This window comes from Pedobacter rhodius, from assembly GCF_027213645.1.
GTDB lineage: Bacteria > Bacteroidota > Bacteroidia > Sphingobacteriales > Sphingobacteriaceae > Pedobacter > Pedobacter rhodius.
Genome location: NZ_JAPWGL010000001.1, coordinates 481609 through 502231, shown reverse-complemented (window position 1 = coordinate 502231; position 20623 = coordinate 481609). Strand labels below are relative to the sequence as shown.

The following is a 20623-nucleotide window of genomic DNA, read 5'->3' as shown; positions in this document are numbered from 1 at the left end:
CAAGCACGGAGCTGAGTTAGCTCATCAACCCATTAATTTGTGCGTACTGCAAAAGCATAATCGTTTTGCCATCTTTAATTTCGCCGGTTTTCATCATTTTCAAAGCTTCAGCAAAAGGCAGTTCCAAAACCTCAATATTTTCTTGTTCTTCATGATGACCACCGCCTTCGCTTACTTTCATATCTTTTGAGTATTCTGCTACGAAAAAATAAAGCATTTCAGTAACTGAACCTGGCGACATATAGGCCTCGAAAACTTTTTTGACATCCCTAATCTGATAACCGGTTTCTTCTTCAGTTTCGCGTTTAATAGCAACTTCAGGATTATCCTTATCCAGCAAACCTGCACAAGTTTCAATTAATAGTCCGCTATCATTCCCGTTGATGTAAGTTGGCAAGCGAAATTGACGCGTCAGGATTACAGTTTGATTTGCTTTGTTATAGAGTAAAATAGTTGCGCCATTACCTCTATCGTAAGCTTCACGATTTTGAATTTCGCGAGTTCCGTCCTGCTTTAGGTACTCGAATGTAATTTTATTCAATGTATACCAGTTATCTGAAAGGATTTCCTTACCGATTATTTTAATGTTTTCGTTGTTCATGTTTGCAGGCTTTGAAATCAAATATATTAAGATTTTCATTGCCTTCTTGCTTCAGCAAAGGGATTACATTAAGTTGTCGGTCCTGCAATAACGACCAAGCCCTATTGCAATCCAACCTGCAAGTACTGCATTTATTCAGGAACCTGATTTAGCATAAATATTTTTAATTAAATTCATCAAATTCCAAAAACCTGATGGGTTTGAGAAGGATAGCGAAGAGCAACAAACATGAGTAAAACCAACTGCCTTTCTTTTATAAAAATCGAAATCAACGCCTTAATTTCTATTTGATTTTCGACATAAAACAAGCCTTAAAAATTCGTACTTTTGCAGCCGAAATGATTTCAATAAATAATTTAACATTCCTGATTGGCTCAAGGGCCTTGTATGATGAAGCGAACTGGCACATTAAACCTGGCGATAGAGCCGGCTTAATTGGCGCCAACGGGACGGGAAAATCAACACTTTTAAAAATTATTGTAGGTGAGTATGCACCGAGCTCGGGTACAGTTTCGATGTCTAAAGACTTGAAAATTGGCTATCTGAACCAGGATTTACTTTCTTACGATTCTCACCATAGCATTTTGCATGTGGCCATGGAGGCTTTTGAGCGCCAGAACCAGTTGCATGATGAAATTGAAGAATTGCTGAAAAAAATTGAAACGGACTATAGTGAGGAGGTTTTATATAGACTGAGTGATAAACAGCAGGAATTTGAGGCTTTAGATGGTTATAACATCGAATACAGAGCCAACGAGATTCTGGCTGGTCTGGGCTTTAGTACCGCCGACCAGTTACGCCCGCTGAATACTTTCTCAGGGGGTTGGCGTATGCGCGTTATGCTGGCGAAAATCCTGCTTCAAAATCCTGATATTTTATTGCTTGATGAGCCAACCAACCACATGGATTTACCGTCGATTAAATGGCTGGAAAACTATTTAATGGGCTTTGAAGGGGCAATTGTAATCGTATCTCACGACAGGTATTTCTTAGATAAAATTGTAAACCGTACGGTTGAATCGCGTAAAGGAAAACTAACTGTTTATGCCGGTAATTACAGTTTTTATGTAGAAGAAAAGGCCTTGCGTGGTGAAATCCAAAAGGGAGAATTTAAAAATCAACAGGCTAAAATTAAGCAGGAAGAACGCTTAATTGAACGTTTTAAAGCAAAGGCTTCGAAAGCAAAAATGGCGCAATCGCGTATGAAAGCTTTAGATAAAATGGAACGTGTGGATGATGTTGATGATGATAACCCAACGGTTAACTTCAGCTTTAAATTCACCAAACCATCAGGCCGCCATGTTGTGCGTATCGAACATGCCACCAAACATTATCCAAATGTTCATATTTTGGAAGATGCAGAGGCTGTAATTGAAAAAGGTGATAAAATTGCCTTAATTGGTGCAAATGGTAAAGGTAAATCGACTTTATTAAGAATGATTGCCGGTACTGAAAAGTTTGAAGGCTTTTGTGAAACAGGACACAATGTTACCACCACTTTCTTTGCACAGCACCAGCTTGAATCGTTACACTTAGGCAATTCAATTTTAGAAGAATTACAGGCTTTTGCGCCTAAACATTCAGACACTGAATTGCGTAGCATATTAGGTTGTTTCCTATTTACGGGCGACGATGTTTTCAAGAAAATCAAGGTGTTATCAGGAGGTGAAAAATCTCGTGTTGCCTTAGCGAAATCTTTAACAACAGATTCGAACTTTCTCATTCTGGATGAGCCGACCAACCACCTGGATATCCAGTCGGTTAATATCTTAATTCAGGCTTTACAGCAGTTTGAAGGAACTTTTATTGCAGTTTCTCACGATAGGTATTTCCTGGATAATGTGGCAAATAAAATCTGGTTTATTGAAAACGAGAAAATTAAACAATATCCAGGTACTTACGCCGAATACGAGGAATGGAACAGCAAACGTATAATTCCGGCATCGAAACCTATTCCGGTTAAAATGCCTGAAAAACAAAAAGAAGAACCAAAGCCTGTTGCGCCAAATACAGTTAACCAGTTAAAAAAACTGAATGATGAGTTAAAAAAGACAGAAACTTTAATTTCTGAACTGGAAGCATCGGTTAAAGACATCGAAGCTGAATTGGCTGATGAAAATGTTTATGGCAAAGCAGATAAATTAGCTGAAGCAAATAAACGTTATTTAGCTGCAAAACAGGATTTAGACAACAGTCAGACTAAATGGGAAAGCTTAGCTGCTGAGATTATGGCGTTGGAAGGATAGTTAAAATTCTTCATACGATAGCTACCGGATCCGAAGCCGATTTTCATCGGCTATGGCAATTTATATCATTATTTAACCGCAGATTTTTCTGCGGTTTTTTCTATGCCATTGTTTTTGCCCGGAAGCACAGCAACACAGAAAAGTCTTTTAGTTATTCCGTACAGATCCCTGTCTGCGGAACGAAGGCGTGTTCCGTAGCGAACTTTTAAATCCGGCAAAAAATATCGGTGTAAATCCTTTTTATCTGTGGTTAATACTCTGTACTTTTAACCATGCAAAAACTAATCATTATACTTTTATTTTTCATACCCATACTAACCTTTGCTCAAAACGATAGAACCTTTACCAACGAAAACAAAATTTACCTGCCGAATATTAAAACAGTTTTGTGCTATAACAGCAATAAAGAACAAAGCATTCCGGTTATCCTATTAAACTCCTCAGAAACAATTGCTTTTTCATTCGACGATCTACTCGGAGGAACTAAAAACTATTGGTACACTGTAGAACATTGCGCAGCAGACTGGCAATCATCAAGAATCTCATCTATTGATTATTTACAGGGATTTGATAGTGACAGAATAGTTAATTACCGTTATTCTTCTAATACAACCCGAAAATACACACACTATGACCTTACGTTACCAAACACTCAAATTCAGCCAAAAATTGGCGGCAATTATGTTTTAAAAGTTTATTTAGACGGCGATAAAAATCAGCCGGTAATTTCACAGCGCTTTTATATTTTAGACAGTCAGATGGCTGTTGCAGCCGAGGTTACAAATTCGATGCAAGTTTCCGATAGAAATAGTAAGCAAAAGATAAACTTCACCATTAACCATTCTATAGCTATTCCAAATCCTTATCAGGATTTAAAAGCTGTGGTGATGCAAAATTTTAATTCAAATACTTCGATAATAAACACCAGACCGTCTTTTATCCGACCAAATCAGTTGGTTTATAATGATTTGAATACGAACGACTTTTGGGGAAATAATGAATTTAGAAAGTTCGATACCAGAAGTTTACGTTTTAAAGGAGATAATGTGAAAGATATTTACCGCGACAATGAATCAGTAAGCGTAATGCTTTTTCAGGATGCGCCGAGAAGTGCTGGTGCTTTTGCCAATCAATTTGATGAAAATGGAAATTACTTTATTCGAAATACCGACGGTCGGGATGATAAAACCGAAGCAGAATATATGGGTGTATTGTTTACCTTAAATGCGCCTGCTCCGGCTACAAACGGTGAAGCATATGTGGTAGGCCGTTTTAACAACTTTACTTTAAGCAAGGAAAACAAACTGCTTTATGATGCGGGCAGAAAGCAGTTTTATGCGAATATAATACTTAAACAAGGGCTCTACGACTATGAGTACGCATGGTTTAATAATGATACTAAAACTGTGGAGACCCAACCTTTCGAGGGTTCTTTTTTTCAAACCGAAAACAGTTACCAAATTTTTGTTTATTACCGCCGTCCGGGTGCACGCTGGGAAACGCTGGTAGGTTACACCAATTTAAGCAATAAGGTTTCAGACAGATAAATGTAACAATCTAATTTGTTTTTAAAATCCAAACAGAAACACCTCCTGCATTACAATGAAATTCGGCCCGGCCATTTTCATCAACTATAACTTCCTGTTCGCGATAACCTAACGCATCAATAAAAGTTTTACCTGCAAATTTTTCGCCGATCTCCATTTCTTTAAATCCTTCATCTCCGGTACTTAATAAAACGGCAAGACCACTATTTTCATGCTCCTCATCACCTTCTCTTGTCCACCCGACACAATTCCCATGGTCAAAATAATCGCGTTGCAAGCCATAAGCTGCAGCAGTTCTGATTTTACACATTGGTTCTAACTCGGGTAAAACTGCCAGATCAATATGCACGTCCTGGCCCTCTTTATTTTTATCATCATAAATCCCACCATATAAATCGGGGAAAAACAAACATGGAATACCTTGCTCGCGTAATAAAATCATTGCATAGGCCAGTGGCCTGAACCAAAATTCAACATAAGATTCTAAGGCCTGTAGCGGTTGAGAGTCATGGTTATCAACAAAAGTAACCGCAAGTTCAGGCTTTATCTGCACCAGGGTTTTATCGAAAATGGTACGCATATCAAACTGGTTTACTTCCTGACTTGCCAGGTAAAAATTATGATGCAGCAGTGAATCGAAAATTTGTGTTCTGCCGCCGGTAATATCGATATATTCAAGCTGTCCTTCAATATCAACCACATTCCAATCTTCAGCCACTACAAAAAATTCCCGATTGTATTTTTCGTTTAAATGATCAAGCCATTCTATAATAAAATCAGGATTGATGTGCTTTACCGCGTCTAATCTGAAACCATCTATTTTTGTGGTTTCAACCAGCCATTCGCCCCAATATTTCAATTCGTCGATTACTGCCCGGTTTCTGTAATCTATGTCATTAAACATCAGGTAATCGTAGTTTCCGAGCTCTGTAGAAGGCACTTTTTCAAAACCTTCGCCAAGGTAATTCTGAATAGAATAAATAGCCGTTTCTTTTAAATCTTCAGCCCAATCTACGCCACTAAAACAAAGGTGATCCCATATAAATTCAGAGTATTTTCCTTTTCTGCCAGGAAATGTAAATCTGGTCCATGCCTCAATTTCAAAAACATCACTGGTAAACTCGTTCCTGTTATCCGGGTTTACCGTTCTGACTTTAACTTTCTCAAGTTCATCACCCCCTGCTTTATGATTAAAAACGATATCTGCTAAAACACAAACACCGTTATCGTGTAAAGCATTAATCGCATTTATGTACTCATCTTTGGTGCCATATTTTGTATGAACCGCACCTTTTTGGTCAAACTCCCCTAAGTCGAACAAATCATAAACGGCATAACCAACATCGTAGGCTGCATTATTTGATTTATAAGCAGGCGGCAACCAAACGGATGTTATACCAATTTCTTTCAAACGCGGTGCTTCAACAGCAACTTTAGTCCATAGATTTTGTTCTTCGTTATAATACCAATGAAAAAATTGGATAATGGTTTGGTTCTGCATCAATTTTAAATATTTGTTAAGATAACATGATAATTATGCGATTGTTTTTTTTGAAGGGTTAATTGATCCTAAAATACTGATGTCAGCAGCTTTAGATTCAATTTTTCAAATTAAGAAAATTGTGCAATTTTAACCGGTCTTTTACGTACTTTTGCGCTCGAATATGAGTTTAAAGAAGAAATTTGCCAAAGAAAGTTTTACAATAATGAATGAGTTGGTATTACCGAATGACACCAACACATTAAACAACCTGATGGGTGGTCGTTTGCTACACTGGATGGATATTGCTGCCGCCATATCTGCCCAAAAACACTGTAACCGAATTGTTGTAACCGCTTCTGTGGATAATGTTTCTTTTAAACATCCGATAAAGCTTGGTGATGTAATTACCATTGAAGCAAAAGTTACCCGTGCTTTCAACACCTCGGTAGAGGTAAGACTTGATGTTTGGGCGGAAAATATTCCAAGTGGCGCACGGCAAAAAAGCAACGAAGCTTATTATACATTCGTCGCCGTAGACCAAAGTGCACGTACTATTCCTGTTCCTGAATTGGTTCCTGAAACCGAAGAAGAAATATCCCTTTTTGATGGCGCACTACGTCGCAGGCAATTGCGTTTGGTTTTAGGCGGAAAAATGAGTCCTGATGATGCCAGCGAATTAAAAGCTTTATTTTTTAAAGCCTAATTTAGCTGCCCATTTCTAAAATTTTATCAAATTCTTCCGCTTTTAAAGGCATAACAGATAACCTTCCCTGGCGAACCAGCGAAATGTCTTTCAGACTTTCTTCAGCTTTAATTTGCTCCAGGGAAACCGGATTTTTTAAGGATTCGACGGGTGATAAATCAACTACAACCCAATTGGCATCGTCAGTTGTCGGGTCCTGATAAAATTCTTTTACCACTTTAGCAATGCCTACCACGTTTTTTCCTTCATTACTGTGGTAAAAAAGTACCAAATCCCCTTCACTCATATCTTTAAGGTTATTTCTGGCCTGGTAATTACGCACACCGTCCCAAAAGGTACGGCCATCTTCATTAAATTTTTCCCAGCTATATTTAAAAGGTTCTGATTTTACTAACCAATGTTTCATGCAAATAATTTAAGTTCCGAATTTACAATTAATGAAAGAAATTATGGAAACTAAATCAGATTTAACTTTACACCAATTTATAGCACAAACCCTGTTTTTAAACAAAATAACTTTAAAAAAATTAAAAGGCTTAAAGAAACTGATCGCATTTTACCGTTATTACATAAAAAAGGCTTCCTGAGTCTAAATCAGGAAGCCTTTTCATTCGTTAGGATTATTTATTTATTTGCTTTTAGCATCTAAGGCATCATCAATTCTACCTGCTAAATCTTCTAAATGATATTTACTCAAACCTGTTGCAGCATTTGCACTGGTTTTAATCATATCATCTAACGCTTTTAACTCGCCTTTAACAACAGATAATACATCGCTTTGAGAAGCTGTTAGTCCGCCTTGAGCAGCACCACCTCTGCCTCCACCTGCAAGTATGGCATTTACAGCTGTTGGTGCAGAGGCTGGTTTAACAATCGAAATCAATTTATCGACGTAAAGTTTCTGAAGGTTTCTTCTGTAAACATCAATTGGCTGATTAGATTTTAACTCTGTAAAAATTGAACCATTTAAATCAGTAAACAAATCAGTGATTTTGTAAGCACTTGCACCATCAGCTGCTTCTGCTGAAATTAACTTGGTTAAAGTGTTTGTACCTAATAACCTGTTAATTGTTGTGCTTTGTAATCTGCCAATAACCTCTAAACCATTCTCATCGATATTATCTAAAATCGGTTTATCAATCATCCACATTGGTGTTTTAAACAATTGAGCATCTAAGAAACTTATTGCTTCTTTTTGCGTTGCAGCTGGTGTGCGTTCGTAAACCGGCCCTGCCTGCTCAACTGTTTTTGGGTTTTCATAAACACCACCGATGTTTTTAGCAACATGGCCCATATAGCGACCAAATTGGGTAGTTAACTGACCATACATGTTTGCTAAATTATCATAACCGTCAGCAGGTTCTTTTGTCCACGCTGGCAGATTAGCTAAAATTACTTTTAAGTTTTTAATACCGTAAGTACTTGCTTTCATTGCATTATCAGATAAATCTTCATTTTGCGAATGCGGATCATCTGGGTTAGTTTCTGTACCGAACCATAATCTGCGGTTTTTTGCAGATTCGATGGTCATTTTGTTTAGGATCGGAACTTCTTGCTGCGCATTTTTCGTTTCAGGGAAGTATTTATACCCCCACTCGATTGCCCATTTATCGTAATCGCCAATGCGAGGGTATAAACCTTTCGATGAAATGTTATCTTCCGGCTGCGCAACGTAGTTAAAGCGGGCATAATCCATAATAGATGGCGTATGTCCGTTTGCTTCTACCCATTTCTTATCCCTAAGCATTTCTGTTGGAACAGTAGAACTCGAACCATAGTTATGACGTAATCCTAAAGTATGACCAACCTCGTGAGATGAAACGAAACGAATTAAATCGCCCATTAACTCATCGCTGAAAGTCATTTTACGGGCCCTTGGATCAACAGCCGCCGTTTGAATCATATACCAGTCGTGAACCAGTTTTTGTACGTTATGGAACCAGTTGATGTGGCTTTCCATAATCTCGCCACTACGTGGATCGGAAATACTCGGACCGCTTGCATTCGCTATTTCTGATGGTTTGTAAACAATAGCCGAATGGCGTGCATCATCAATACTCCAGGTAGAATCCTGTTTAGCAGTTGGCGCTTCTTTTGCCATAATTGCATTTTTGAAACCTGCTTTTTCGAAAGCCTTAGCCCAATCATCTACACCAGCTTTTAAATAAGGTATCCATTTTTTAGGCGTAGCCGGGTCGATATAAAATATAATCGGTTTAATTGGCTCAACCAATTCGCCGCGTTTATATTTTGCCAAATCCTGTGGTTTTGGTTCTAACCGCCACCTTTTGATCAATTCAATTTCTTTAACCCCCTGAGGATTTAAGTCGAAATCGGTATAACCAACAGCGAAGTAACCTACACGCTGATCAAAATAACGGGCTTTCATCGGAACTTTAGGCAGAATAACCAACGATGTATTTAATTCAATTGTTGATGAACCTGCAGGAGCGCCACCGCCCATACCAGCAGAAGGAGCAGCCCCACCGAAAGGATTCGGAGCAGCTGTTAAACTATAAGTTTTAACGGTACTGATTTCAACATTTGTTGGAAAACTCCTTAAGCTTTGGATATAGCTTCTATCAGCAAGCTGAGTCCCTAATCTAAAACGTGTTTTTGATGCAGGCGAACTGAAATAGAAAATATCGTTATCACTATTTAGGTAATCTGTAACGTCGATAACACTCCCGGTTTTATCAGGCGTGTAAGCAGCAATATTAAATGAAGCTGCAATAGCCTGAATGTTTGAATTTTTTAAGGATTGATACATGGATGTTGTACTATCTGGACCATAAGTTCTGTAACTTATTTTACGCATAAAAATGCGGTTGTTAGGCCCTTTTTCGAAGCGGATAACTGAGCTTCCGATTTGATCGCCCGCATAACCTTGTGCTGCTCTCACTTCTGCACCTGATTTTGAAATACGACTTACCACTAAAATATCTCTACCTAATGTTGAATCCGCAATTTCAAAGAAAAATTTATCTTCTAATTTATGCGTGGTTATCATCCCTCTCCTGGTAGATGTTTTGCTTGTAATAACCTGGTCGTAAGGTTTTGGTTGTGCTCTAACGCCCGAACCTAAGGCTGCACCCGGAGCTCTTCTGGTAGAATCGGTAGTTGCAACTGCATTACCCTGCCGCACTTGCGCCTGGGCAAAAGTCACGGCAGAAACAGCAAATAAAATGCTGAGTAAATTTTTCTTCATAACAAATTAGTTAATTTGAAGGTAAATATAGTCTGCATTTACACTTTCATACCGGATTTGAAATAACTTTTAAGTTACAAAGCTTTAATTAACTGTTTTTTACGAGAAAAATGATTCTATAACGAAAATTCAGGATTTTCTATCAGTCCGATTACGTTTCCAAAAGGATCAAAGATACTTCCAACCCAAACCGGTCCGCCAACATTATCAGGCTGCTCATGAATTTCAACTGCTAGTTCTGCGAAACGAGAAAAGGTTTCTTTAATATCCTTTACACCCCAATAAGTAATCGAGTGGTTGCCGTTGCTAAAACCAGAATCATCCGGATTTAAGCCTAATTCGAAACCGCCAATATTGTATCCAACATAATATGGCTCATCGAAATAAGGTTCTATTCCGAATATGTTTTTATACCATTCTTTGGCTGCAGCTAAATCGCCGACATAATAAACGATAGTTCTTAGTCCTTGTAGCATATTGGTTATTTCGTTAGTTGTTTTATTGTAAGACTGTTTAAGTGACGGGCATTACAATTTAACGATTTCATTTAAACTATAATTAACCAATTTTACGATTAACGGTTTTAAACGATTAACAATTAACTTATCAGTGTATAATTTTAAAAATCAGCTCTTTATAAAGTTGTCCGTCATCAACATTTCCACTGCTGTCTAATCCTTTACTTTTTAAATCGTATTCCCGAAGTAAACTGATTACCTGGAAAACTTTTCCTGTGTTGTAATTTCTTGCGGCAACTTCATAATCTTTAATAAAAAACGGCGGAACACCCAGTACCGAAGCGGCATCAGCTTTATTTGGAACGTAGTGATATTTTAAAAGCTTAGTAAAATAACCACCTAAATTTGCCAGAACCATCACCGTTGGGTTGGCCTTTGGATTACTTGCAAAATAATCTATAATTTGATTACACTTAAGCACATTTCGCACAGCCAGTGCCTTTTGTAATTCGAACACATTATATTCTTTACTGATGCCAATGTTTTTTTGAACCAAATCTGTATTAATCGTCACATCTTTAGAAACATTAAGCATCAGCTTCTCTATCTCGTTGGCAATTTTAGATAAATCTGTACCCAAATATTCAGCCATCAAGGCAGATGCCTGCTGATCTATTTTATAACCTTTTTCCTTAACAAAGTCTTCAATCCATGGAACGAGTTTATAATCACGGACAGGATCTGACTGAAAAATTAAACCGCTTTTACTTATAGCTTTATAAATTTTTTTCCGTTTATCAAAATTGGCGTACTTAAAGGCAAGAACGAGAATTGTACTTGGCAATGGTTTTTCGAAATAATTAAGTACAAATTCGGCTTCTTTACTGTTGCCTTCTTCTTTTGCCCATTTTAAATCCTGCGCTTCTTTAACAATCACAACCTGATGGTCCGACATCATCGGATATCGTTTTGCTGCACCTAAAACCGTTGCCATATCGGTGTCTTTTCCATACAAAACGGTTTGGTTAAAACCTTTTTCAGCATCACTTAATAACTTATCTTCAATATATTCAGTTACCTGATCGATATAATAAGCTTCTTCTCCATGTAGTAAATACACGGGCTTAAACTTTCGGGCTTTGATATCTTTAATAATTTCGGCGGCAGTCATTGCGGTAAAATTACAATTTAGCTTTTAGGATTTATTAAATGTTTATAAACAATATTAACTTTGGTGTTGCTCATAATTTATAAATTGATTTATCGCTAAATTGTTAACGGGAATCTGCCCATTGAAAACTTTCAACTGAAAATGTTTAACCCTACTCCGCTTAATCTTCCTCCATATCCGTTTAAAATTACCCAAAAGGATGATGTGGTTTTTATTTTCGACGAGTTAAGGAAAAAACACCTGGTTTTAACGCCCGAAGAATGGGTTCGGCAACATTTCATACAGGATTTAATCGCAGGTAAGAAATTCCCGAAAACTTTAATCCGGATTGAAGGTGGACTGGTTTTAAATCAATTGCAAAAGCGTAGTGATATTTTGGTTTATAACTCTGCAGGCGAAAAATTAATGCTTATTGAGTGCAAAGCCCCGAAGGTTAAAATTACGCCATCGGTTTTTGAACAGGCCTCCAGGTATAATTCCATTCACCAGGCCAAATGGATTGTGTTAACCAATGGTTTACAGCATATTTATGCAAAAATGGATTTAGAAAAGGGCAGTTTTGTTTTTACGACTGAAATGCCGGATTATCCGGATTTGTAGCTTGAATATTTATACAGCAATGCTCTCCGCCCCATGCTGTCATCCTGAGGTACGAAGGATCTATTTCATCGAAGGCAGATCCTTTGTGCCTCAGGATGACAAAATCTCACAAACTATATTCCTGCTTCCACAATTGTTTGTTACCTGAATAAATTGCCTCGTTACACATGGCTACACAAATCGCTGCCTGTGTTCCCGTTTTTACGTTTGATGCAGGAATTTTTCCGGAGATAATCGATTCATAAAATTCTTCCAGGGCATAATTTGTACCATCAATTGTTGGCTTATCTAAAATCGGGATTCCGCCATCGGTATTAACTACGATTTTACTTGCACCGGTAACGCCATCAACAATACCTAATTCTTTCTTTGTTTCCGGTTCGGGATAAAAAATGCCTGTATTTGTTAGTAGAGATACCGAACCCTTTGTACCTTTTATCCTGAAAAGATAACCATCGTGTGCGTTGCCGCAAGTTGCACCGAAATTGCCAATCATTCCTGTTTTATCATACCGAAGAATGGTTTGAATGTTATCGTAAGTTTCCCGCCCGTCTTTAAAAACATCTATTCCGCCGGTTCCGGTAATTGTATCGGGCTGCGTTTCAAAGGCCCAGTTAATAAAATCGATTTGATGAGAAAGTAGTTCAGCAGCCAATCCGCCCGAATAATCTTTATACATTCGCCAGTTAATCTGTCGTTCGAGTTTCGGGTCGTTTACTGTTCTGCGCCAGTTTCCATTTCTGTCCCACCGGCAATCTACCTGCGAAACTTTACCTAAATAACCGGTTTTAATCATATCCCTCACCCTGAAATATAATGGGGAATAACGATATTGATAACCCACCTGATAAACTTGTCTGGGATATTTTAAAACCAGATTGCTCAATTCCAAAGCCTGCTCGATATTGTAAGTCATGGTTTTTTCCACGTATACATGCTTTCCTGCAAGCACGGCATCTTTAGCAATTTTGAAATGTTCACTTAATGGCGTTGCAATAAAAACTGCATCAATTGTTTTATCATCCAGTACCTTGTGATAATCTTTGATGGCTTTAGCAGATGTCGGAACATACTTTTTAGTTTCTTCCAAACGAAAATCCAGAACATCGCAATAAGCAACAATATTAAATTTTGAAGGCATGGATTTGAGAACGGAAAGCACACCTTTTCCCCTGTCTCCACAGCCAATCATGGCGACATTTATAATTTTTTCCCGATTTAAACTAAGGTTAGCCAGCACATTTTCTACAGCCAAAACACCTGATCCGAATAATGCCGATTTTTTTATAAACGAACGACGATGCATTTATAGTTTCTTAATTTTTATAGTTCTGAAATCAACTTTATTGCCGTGGTCTTGAAGTAAAATATGTCCTTTTGGAGCCTCGCCAAAATTTTTCCAGTCTTTATATTTACTTATGGCAACCAATTTTTTAAACTCGTCCGAGCCACGAACATATTCCAGGACTTTTACGCCATTTAGGTAATGTTCAACTTTATTATTTGGATAAACGATTAAACGGGCGTTGTTCCAGCTGCCAATCGGGCGAAGGTAACGTGGTTCTTTTTTTGCCGTAATTAAATCATATAAGGATGCTAAAGTGCGATTGCCATCTCTGCCTAATTTAGCATCAGGATGCAATTCATCATCCAAAACCTGATATTCCAAACCGATTGCCGAACCTTTATTATTTTCGCTCAGCGTAACAAAATATTTCACACCACTATTTGCCCCGGGTGTAAGTTTAAATTCGAACGACATATCGAAAGCTGAAAATTCTTCTTTGGTTACAATATCACCACCATTGGTCGATTCTGAACCACCGGATGGCTCTACGCTAATTACACCATTTTCAATTTTCCAGCCTTTCTCCGGGAAAGCTGTTTTGTAAGCGCCAATCCAGCCAGCATTGCTTTTTCCGTCAAAAAGTAATTTATAACCTTCCGATTTTTCGTAAGCAGACAAAGTATTTGGGGTTAGGTTCACGGTATAAATCCCTTTTGAAAAAGCTTTGGATTTTAAGCCCTCGGTTTGGATATTGATGTTTTTGAAGTAAACCTTTTTACCATCGTTCCCCAATTCATTTCCTATGCCATGCACCTGCAAACCGATAAAACCTGATTTATCCAAGGTATCAATCACATAAGCAACAGGCATTCCATTTACCCAGGTTTTGAGTTCGTTACCTATATTTTCAATGCGATAATGATTAAACTCATTCTTTTTATATAAGGATTTTGCCGATGGATTTAACTCTAAAGGGTATAACCATAATCGTCTGGCTTCATCGTAAACACCGCCTGTCCATGCCCTTGCCGTCGGGTCGATTTCCACCTGCCGTCCAAAAACTAATCCCTTGCCGTTATTTCCTTCCGGTTTAATATGGCTACGGGTTTGAATACCTGAATTTGTGGTTTCGCCTTCTAACTTTACATCCAGCTCAAGAATAAAATCTCCATATTCCTTTTCGGTAATTAAAAATGAATTTGGTGTGCCTTTAGTCATGGTGCCAACAATTGCTCCATCTTCAACTTTGTATGGTGCTGCACCAGCAACGGCCTTCCAGCCGGTTAAGGTTTTACCATCGAAAAGCGGCTTTGCTTTTTGTGCAGCGGCTGTTAAACTGATTAAGGATAGCGCCAGAATGCTATATTTTTTGATTTTTAACATGTTGATTTTATATGGTTTACCACCTTAGATACCTAAGAGCACCTTAGTAAAATCATCTTAGGTTTTCTAAGGTGTCTTAGGTGTTGATGTTAATTAATATTTAAAATTTACGATTGCTTCATTTCAATTTTACCTCCTTAGACACCTAAGACTACCTGGTTAATATTAACATCGTCTTGGTTTTCTTAGTTGGTGAACAAACTAATATTTAAAAACTTTTCCGTTTGCCATTACTTCTTGTCTGCTTTCGTCAAAAACCGATTTTGCTCCTGTACGAACCGCAGCATTGGTCATGATATTGGCAATTGAGTGCGAGTAACCGGCTTCCACAGGTGCATTTGGTGTTTTGCGACTGCGTACACATTCCATCCAATTTCTCATGTGTCCGGAAGTTAACGGGTCGCCACCCATACTTGCACCCGTTGCAGCTTTGACTTCTGTTTTACTTAAATCAAATTCAGGTAAAAGATTAGCCTTCATACCCATGGCAGCGGCTTCTTTTTCTTTTAATCCGCCTTTTGGAGAAACTTTATTCGTAATCAGGTTCAATTCTCCACCGTTTGAGTAATACACCTCACCTACATCGCCAACGCTGTTTTGCATTCTCGATGTAAAGGTAACCTGGAATCCATCTTCCGAATTTGGCTGACCATAATCAAAAACAGCAACCATCGAATCCCAGTTCCTGCGACCATCTTTCCAGGTATAAATACCCCCATTAGCGACTACACTTCGCGGGTGTTTTAAATTGGTAAACCAATGAACGGTATCAATCTGGTGAGACATCCACTGACCGGGCATTCCTGACGAATAAGGCCAGAATAAACGATACTCTAAATATTTCCGGGGATCAAATGCTTCACTCGGGCGATTTAACAAAAATCGTTTCCAATCGATATCTTCTTCCTTAAGCTTAGCCACTAAATCCGGTCTGCGCCAGCGGCCTGGTTGATTTACATTCCAAACCAAATCTACTGCGGTAATCGGGCCGAATTTTCCTTCCTGAATATATTTGGCTGCATTTGCATAATTCTCTCCACTTCTGCGTTGTGAACCAATTTGAACAATTCTATCGGTTGCCTTAACAGCCTTTAGCGCCGCTTTAGCGTCGTCCATCGTTTCCGCAAATGGCTTTTCTACATAAGCATCACAATTGGCTTTAACTGCTTCAATAAGGTGTAACGCATGTTGAAAATCTGCTGTACTGATAATGACCGCATCTAAATCTTTGCTTGCATAAAGCTCATCATTATTTCGGAAAGCTTTAATATCATGACCGAGCTTTTCTTTTAAATGGGCAATTCCTAAATCTCTGCGATAATTCCATAAATCGGAAAGACCGACAATATCAAAATTTAGTTCTTTGTTATGGTTTAAAAAACTGGGCAAAAGTGCGTCTTTGAAACGATCAGAAAAACCGACAACACCCACACGAACCCTGTCGTTTGCGCCAATAATTCTTCCGTAACTTTTGGCGCTCATTCCCATTGTGCCTGCGTAGGTAGCTGCTGCAAATATCGCCGATTGTTTAATGAATTTTCTTCTAGAATTTTCCATATAATGGTTTTTATAAATGGCAAATGAATGTATTATTAATCCGCATAAACGGCTTCAATTTCTTTGGTTAAAAATTTAAAGGATAATGCAATATCAGATGGCGAAAAATTTGTATTCGCTTCTATAAATATCGGACCTTTGTACTTCGCCTTTTTCAGCGCCTGTAAGTAAGGTTTAAAGTCATCACCCTTAATACCCGGTAGGGTTCTTGCCTCATTTTCGGCAATTTCACAGTGAATCAATAAATCTTTTGCATCAATAATACTTTGAGGCGATTCGCCCTCGCGACGCATGTGAAAAATATCCGCATTAAGTCTAAAATTCGGATGGTTAACCAACCTGACAACTTCTGCTGCAGATTTCAAACTCGTTAAAAAATTTGTTTCCGAGCTTTGCAGGTTTTCGAGTGCTATTTTAACCTTATGTTTCGCCGCTAATACTGCAATTTTTTTAAACAAAGAAACGAAATCTGCCTGCGCCTTGTTCACATCATAATTATCTGGTAATCTGCGCGCAGTGCCGCTTCCTAAAATAATTACGCCAACACCTGCTTGTTCCGCCCTCGAAAATAAACCCTCTGCATATGTTAAAACCGTTTGCTCTATAACATCAGGTCCTGCAATTTTCATCTGACCAGGAAACATAACGTTGCACATATAAAGTTTGCCTTTTGCTTTTTTGATTAAATCGAGATTTTGTTTAAATTTTTCTTCTGATAAAGCCGGAGAAATCATTTTGCCAACAGATTCACCAAACATTTTAAAACCGGATGCAAATATTAAACTATCTTTTTCTATTGGTGCTACGATACCCAGGCGGATATAAGGCTTTTTGCCCGATTGAAAACTAAATAATATTGTTGAAAATAAAAGTAAGACAAGTGTTGTTTTTAATTTCATTACAAATCAGGTTGGTCATTAAATTTATTCAGAAAATACCCAATTGCAATTCAATGCAAATAATAGGTTTAGATTTGGTTAGAAAGCTAAAGTTTCATCATCACAAAATAGGATTTTAAATTTAGAGATTATGAATGGTTTGGTAACAATTTAGAAACTTCGCATCATTAAAGGATAAGCGCGATACTGAATTCAATTCCTTATCTTACCGACCATTAAGTGATATTAAGATCATAAAATGAATCCCGGATAACAACCGCTTAAAAAACAAAGTCCTTTAGAAAATAAATTCTAAAGGACTTCGCCAAATTTATAAGGTTTATTATACAGAAAATCTACCCCAATAGTTCCAAACTTTCTTCAATTATCCTGATTTTAGCTTCAGCATCGGCTTTTTTATTACGCTCATTTGCAATGATTTCAGGTTTAGCATTTTGCACGAAGCGCTCGTTTCCAAGTTTTGCATCAACAGCTTTCAAGAAACCTTGCAGGTAAACCAGGTCAGCATTTAAGCGAATCCGCTCAGCATTAACATCAATATTCTCAGTTAAGGAAATGAAAAATTCATCTTTCCCGGCCATAAAAGCCGTTGCACCGGCGATTTTATCATTTACAATTTCAGCTTCTGAAACATTAGCTAATTTGAAAACAATATTTAGCCATTTTTCATAGTCGATATCGGAATTTACTTTTAAACTTAAAGGCAAAGCCTCTTTTGGTGAAATTTGCTTCCGGTTGCGAACATTTCTGACTTCAGCGATAACCGTTTTGATAATTTCAGCATCTTTCAGTAATTTCTCATCAATTGCTCCACCCTTCGGAAATTCAGCAACAATACAACAATCCATTTCACCGCGTTCCCCAAATAAATCATCGTGCCATAGCTCTTCCGTTAAGAAAGGCATATTCGGGTGTAGCAACCTGATAATATTTTCAAAAAATGCGATGGTCGCTTTATAACTTTCGGCATCAATCGGTTGCTGATACGCAGGTTTAACCATCTCCAGGTACCAGGCACAGAAATCATCCCAAACCAATTTATAGGTGGTTGTTAAAGCTTCCGATAAACGATATTGTTTAAAGTTAGCTTCAATTTCTACTAAAGCTTCATTAAACCGGTTTTCAAACCAGGAGATTGCTTGTGTATTCGGGTTTTCTAATTGCTCATCAACTTCCCAGCCTTTAACCAGGCGAAAAGCGTTCCATATTTTCGATGCGAAATTACGTCCTTGTTCGCAATAACCTTCATCGAACATTAAATCGTTGCCCGCAGGTGATGACATTAACATGCCCACACGAACCGCATCGGCCCCATATTTTTCAATCAGTCCAATCGGGTCTGGCGAATTACCTAACGATTTAGACATTTTACGCCCCAATTTATCACGAACAATACCGGTTAAATATACATTCGTAAATGGTTTTTTGCCCATAAACTCGTGTCCGGCCATAATCATACGAGCCACCCAAAAGAATAAAATTTCCGGTGCCGTAACCAAATCATTGGTTGGATAGTAGTAATTAATAGCTGCATTATCAGGATTTTTAAATCCATCAAAAACAGATATCGGCCATAGCCAAGAAGAAAACCAGGTATCCATTACATCTTCATCCTGCCTTAAAAAGGGCTCTAGCTGATGTTTAAATCCGGCTTTTTCCGCTTCAAAACAGCTCTCATCCAAATGTTTTTTCTTCCAGAATTCCTCGAGAGCCTCATCTTTAGTTTTAGCAACAACCCAGTTTCCTTTATCATCATACCAGGCCGGAATCCTTTGCCCCCACCAAAGCTGACGGGAAATATTCCAATCCCGCACGTTTTCCATCCAGTGGCGGTAAGTATTCTCAAATTTATTCGGAATCAGGTTTACTTCACCATTCAAAACATCATCCAAAGCTGGTTGAGCCATTTCTTTCATTTTCACAAACCATTGCATAGAAAGCTTTGGTTCGATGGCCGCATCGGTACGTTCAGAGAAACCAACCTGCGATTTATAATCTTCAACCTTGTCTAAATGACCGGCCTCTTCCAACATTTTAGCAATCTTTTTACGGGCAACAAACCTGTCTTCGCCTACTAAAATAACTGCCAATTCATTTAAAGTTCCATCATCGTTCAAAATATCTGTAACAGGCAAATTGTGTTTCACACCCAACTCATAATCGTTCAAATCATGCGCTGGCGTAACTTTTAAACAACCTGTACCAAATTCAATATCTACGTATTCATCCTCAATAACCGGAATTTCATGGTTAACCAAAGGCACAAAAACTTTCTTGCCTTTCAGGTGCGTAAAACGTTCATCGTTCGGGTTGATACAAATCGCTGCATCAGCCATAATTGTCTCCGGACGAGTAGTCGCAACCGTTAAGTACTCCGGCTCTTCTTGATTCTTGCTATTTGATTCTTGATACTTGCTACTCGATACTTGATACTTAATATAATACAACTTCTGGTTTACTTCCTTACGAATAACCTCCTCATCCGAAACCGCTGTTTTACCGGCCGGGTCCCAATTCACCATACGGATGCCGCGATAAATCCAGCCTTTTTTATACAAGTGAATAAACGAATCGATAACGGCTTCAGAAAGGTCGTCTTCCATTGTAAAACGCGTACGGTCCCAATCGCAGCTTGCTCCAAGTTTCTTCAATTGATCTAAAATAATCCCGCCGTATTTCTCTTTCCATTCCCATGCATATTTCAAGAATTCTTCACGGGAAAGGTCTTTTTTATTGATGCCTTGTTCCTTCAGCATGGCTACCACTTTCGCCTCGGTAGCAATAGATGCATGGTCAGTTCCCGGAACCCAGCAAGCATTTTTACCCTGCATACGGGCTTTACGAACCAAAACATCCTGAATCGTATTGTTCAACATATGCCCCATGTGCAGCACTCCTGTAACATTTGGCGGCGGAATGACGATGGTGTAAGGCTCACGCTCATCAGGTTCTGAGTGAAAAAACTTTTTCGACAGCCAATAGCTATACCATTTATCTTCTGTTTCTGCAGGATTGTAATGTGTGGAAATGCTCATGAATTATATTAAAAGCCCAAAAATAGCTAATTAAGCTGAAAGCCCAAAGTTGAAAGACTAAAGCAAAGAATGCTGAAGTTTGGCGGCATGCAGTTCCCACTCCCGGAGGGGCGTCTGAAAGGCAGGGTGTTTCTATTTATAATTTTTATATTAAATCAATTCGGAAAGCAGTATCCGCTTTTCATTTTAAAGCCAGTCCTGCTTTTCGTTGCAAGTCCTCGCTGCGCTGTGGGCTTTACACTTCAATCAGGTTTAGAAATTCAGGCTTGTACCGAGAAACCAAAATAAACTCACCAAATTAGTATACAAGCAGATATAACTGACATTCCGAGCCATTAAACGATTAAACTGTAATCACTAAAGGTTACAAAAACATACAAAATATGAGGTATTATTTTTTAGCCACATTTTGATGCAGATTGGAAAATTAACCGGAGCTTTCTG

The 20623-nt window shown here is 38.2% G+C and carries 15 protein-coding genes; 4 read left to right on the top strand and 11 right to left on the bottom strand.

What is annotated here, in order from left to right; all coding sequences use genetic code 11:
- Positions 1–16: 16 nt before the first annotated feature.
- On the bottom strand, positions 17–601 hold the full coding sequence (gene nudK / locus O0931_RS02370) for a GDP-mannose pyrophosphatase NudK (RefSeq protein WP_269413947.1): 585 nt from the start codon (positions 599–601) through the stop codon (positions 17–19).
- A gap of 338 nt (positions 602–939) precedes the next feature.
- On the opposite strand from nudK, the gene O0931_RS02365 reads away from it, so the two are divergent.
- Together O0931_RS02365 and O0931_RS02360 are read left to right on the top strand one after the other, a co-directional pair.
- Entirely contained in the window at positions 940–2847 is a 1908-nt protein-coding gene (locus O0931_RS02365) for an ABC-F family ATP-binding cassette domain-containing protein (protein ID WP_269414555.1), read from the top strand.
- Between the two features lie 272 nt (positions 2848–3119).
- Positions 3120–4394, top strand: a complete 1275-nt coding sequence (locus tag O0931_RS02360) for a type IX secretion system plug protein (RefSeq protein ID WP_269413946.1) — start codon at positions 3120–3122, stop codon at positions 4392–4394.
- A gap of 10 nt (positions 4395–4404) precedes the next feature.
- Here O0931_RS02360 and O0931_RS02355 read toward each other — a convergent pair whose 3' ends face one another.
- On the bottom strand, positions 4405–5895 hold the full coding sequence (locus O0931_RS02355) for an alpha-amylase (protein WP_269413945.1): 1491 nt from the start codon (positions 5893–5895) through the stop codon (positions 4405–4407).
- Positions 5896–6058: 163 nt separating this feature from the next.
- Between O0931_RS02355 and O0931_RS02350 the strand changes: the two genes are divergently transcribed.
- Positions 6059–6580, top strand: a complete 522-nt coding sequence (locus O0931_RS02350) for an acyl-CoA thioesterase (RefSeq protein WP_269413944.1) — start codon at positions 6059–6061, stop codon at positions 6578–6580.
- Position 6581: 1 nt separating this feature from the next.
- On the opposite strand, the gene O0931_RS02345 is transcribed toward O0931_RS02350, so the two are convergent.
- The 4 genes from O0931_RS02345 to holA all read right to left on the bottom strand — a co-directional run bounded on the left by O0931_RS02345 (position 6582) and on the right by holA (position 11417).
- A complete protein-coding gene (locus O0931_RS02345) occupies positions 6582–6986 on the bottom strand; it encodes an EVE domain-containing protein (protein ID WP_269413943.1) in 405 nt (134 codons plus the stop codon).
- Between the two features lie 222 nt (positions 6987–7208).
- Positions 7209–9788: a zinc-dependent metalloprotease gene (locus O0931_RS02340; RefSeq protein ID WP_269413942.1), complete on the bottom strand. Its 2580-nt coding sequence runs from the start codon at positions 9786–9788 to the stop codon at positions 7209–7211.
- Between the two features lie 116 nt (positions 9789–9904).
- A complete protein-coding gene (locus tag O0931_RS02335; protein WP_269413941.1) occupies positions 9905–10264 on the bottom strand; it encodes a VOC family protein in 360 nt (119 codons plus the stop codon).
- Positions 10265–10394: 130 nt separating this feature from the next.
- The gene (holA, locus tag O0931_RS02330) at positions 10395–11417 is read right to left on the bottom strand and encodes a DNA polymerase III subunit delta (protein WP_269413940.1); all 1023 of its coding nucleotides are present in this window, start codon (positions 11415–11417) and stop codon (positions 10395–10397) included.
- Between the two features lie 141 nt (positions 11418–11558).
- Here holA and O0931_RS02325 point away from each other — a divergent pair, with 141 nt between their 5' ends.
- Positions 11559–12017 carry a type I restriction enzyme HsdR N-terminal domain-containing protein gene (locus O0931_RS02325; protein ID WP_269413939.1) on the top strand — a complete coding sequence of 153 codons (459 nt, stop codon included), beginning with the start codon at positions 11559–11561 and terminating at the stop codon, positions 12015–12017.
- A gap of 106 nt (positions 12018–12123) precedes the next feature.
- On the opposite strand, the gene O0931_RS02320 is transcribed toward O0931_RS02325, so the two are convergent.
- The 5 genes from O0931_RS02320 to O0931_RS02300 form a co-directional block, all read right to left on the bottom strand.
- On the bottom strand, positions 12124–13323 hold the full coding sequence (locus O0931_RS02320; RefSeq protein WP_269413938.1) for a Gfo/Idh/MocA family protein: 1200 nt from the start codon (positions 13321–13323) through the stop codon (positions 12124–12126).
- Complete coding sequence (locus tag O0931_RS02315) at positions 13324–14688, bottom strand: 3-keto-disaccharide hydrolase (protein ID WP_269413937.1); 1365 nt, start codon at positions 14686–14688, stop codon at positions 13324–13326.
- Between the two features lie 201 nt (positions 14689–14889).
- Positions 14890–16245, bottom strand: a complete 1356-nt coding sequence (locus O0931_RS02310) for a Gfo/Idh/MocA family protein (RefSeq protein ID WP_269413936.1) — start codon at positions 16243–16245, stop codon at positions 14890–14892.
- A 35-nt stretch (positions 16246–16280) separates the two neighbouring features.
- Positions 16281–17144: a sugar phosphate isomerase/epimerase family protein gene (locus tag O0931_RS02305; protein ID WP_269413935.1), complete on the bottom strand. Its 864-nt coding sequence runs from the start codon at positions 17142–17144 to the stop codon at positions 16281–16283.
- Positions 17145–17479: 335 nt separating this feature from the next.
- Positions 17480–20179: a valine--tRNA ligase gene (locus O0931_RS02300; RefSeq protein WP_269413934.1), complete on the bottom strand. Its 2700-nt coding sequence runs from the start codon at positions 20177–20179 to the stop codon at positions 17480–17482.
- Between the last annotated feature and the right edge of the window lie 444 nt (positions 20180–20623).

Excerpts from the sequence above, each read along its gene's own strand:
- O0931_RS02345 (WP_269413943.1), bottom strand. The coding sequence starts at position 6,986 with ATGAAACATTGGTTAGTAAAATCAGAACCTTTTAAATATAGCTGGGAA.
- O0931_RS02310 (WP_269413936.1), bottom strand. The coding sequence starts at position 16,245 with ATGGAAAATTCTAGAAGAAAATTCATTAAACAATCGGCGATATTTGCA.
- O0931_RS02340 (WP_269413942.1), bottom strand. The coding sequence starts at position 9,788 with ATGAAGAAAAATTTACTCAGCATTTTATTTGCTGTTTCTGCCGTGACT.
- O0931_RS02365 (WP_269414555.1), top strand. The coding sequence starts at position 940 with ATGATTTCAATAAATAATTTAACATTCCTGATTGGCTCAAGGGCCTTG.
- O0931_RS02300 (WP_269413934.1), bottom strand. The coding sequence starts at position 20,179 with ATGAGCATTTCCACACATTACAATCCTGCAGAAACAGAAGATAAATGG.
- O0931_RS02305 (WP_269413935.1), bottom strand. The coding sequence starts at position 17,144 with ATGAAATTAAAAACAACACTTGTCTTACTTTTATTTTCAACAATATTA.
- O0931_RS02350 (WP_269413944.1), top strand. The coding sequence starts at position 6,059 with ATGAGTTTAAAGAAGAAATTTGCCAAAGAAAGTTTTACAATAATGAAT.
- nudK (WP_269413947.1), bottom strand. The coding sequence starts at position 601 with ATGAACAACGAAAACATTAAAATAATCGGTAAGGAAATCCTTTCAGAT.
- O0931_RS02360 (WP_269413946.1), top strand. The coding sequence starts at position 3,120 with ATGCAAAAACTAATCATTATACTTTTATTTTTCATACCCATACTAACC.
- O0931_RS02315 (WP_269413937.1), bottom strand. The coding sequence starts at position 14,688 with ATGTTAAAAATCAAAAAATATAGCATTCTGGCGCTATCCTTAATCAGT.
- O0931_RS02335 (WP_269413941.1), bottom strand. The coding sequence starts at position 10,264 with ATGCTACAAGGACTAAGAACTATCGTTTATTATGTCGGCGATTTAGCT.
- O0931_RS02355 (WP_269413945.1), bottom strand. The coding sequence starts at position 5,895 with ATGCAGAACCAAACCATTATCCAATTTTTTCATTGGTATTATAACGAA.
- O0931_RS02325 (WP_269413939.1), top strand. The coding sequence starts at position 11,559 with ATGTTTAACCCTACTCCGCTTAATCTTCCTCCATATCCGTTTAAAATT.
- O0931_RS02320 (WP_269413938.1), bottom strand. The coding sequence starts at position 13,323 with ATGCATCGTCGTTCGTTTATAAAAAAATCGGCATTATTCGGATCAGGT.
- holA (WP_269413940.1), bottom strand. The coding sequence starts at position 11,417 with ATGACTGCCGCCGAAATTATTAAAGATATCAAAGCCCGAAAGTTTAAG.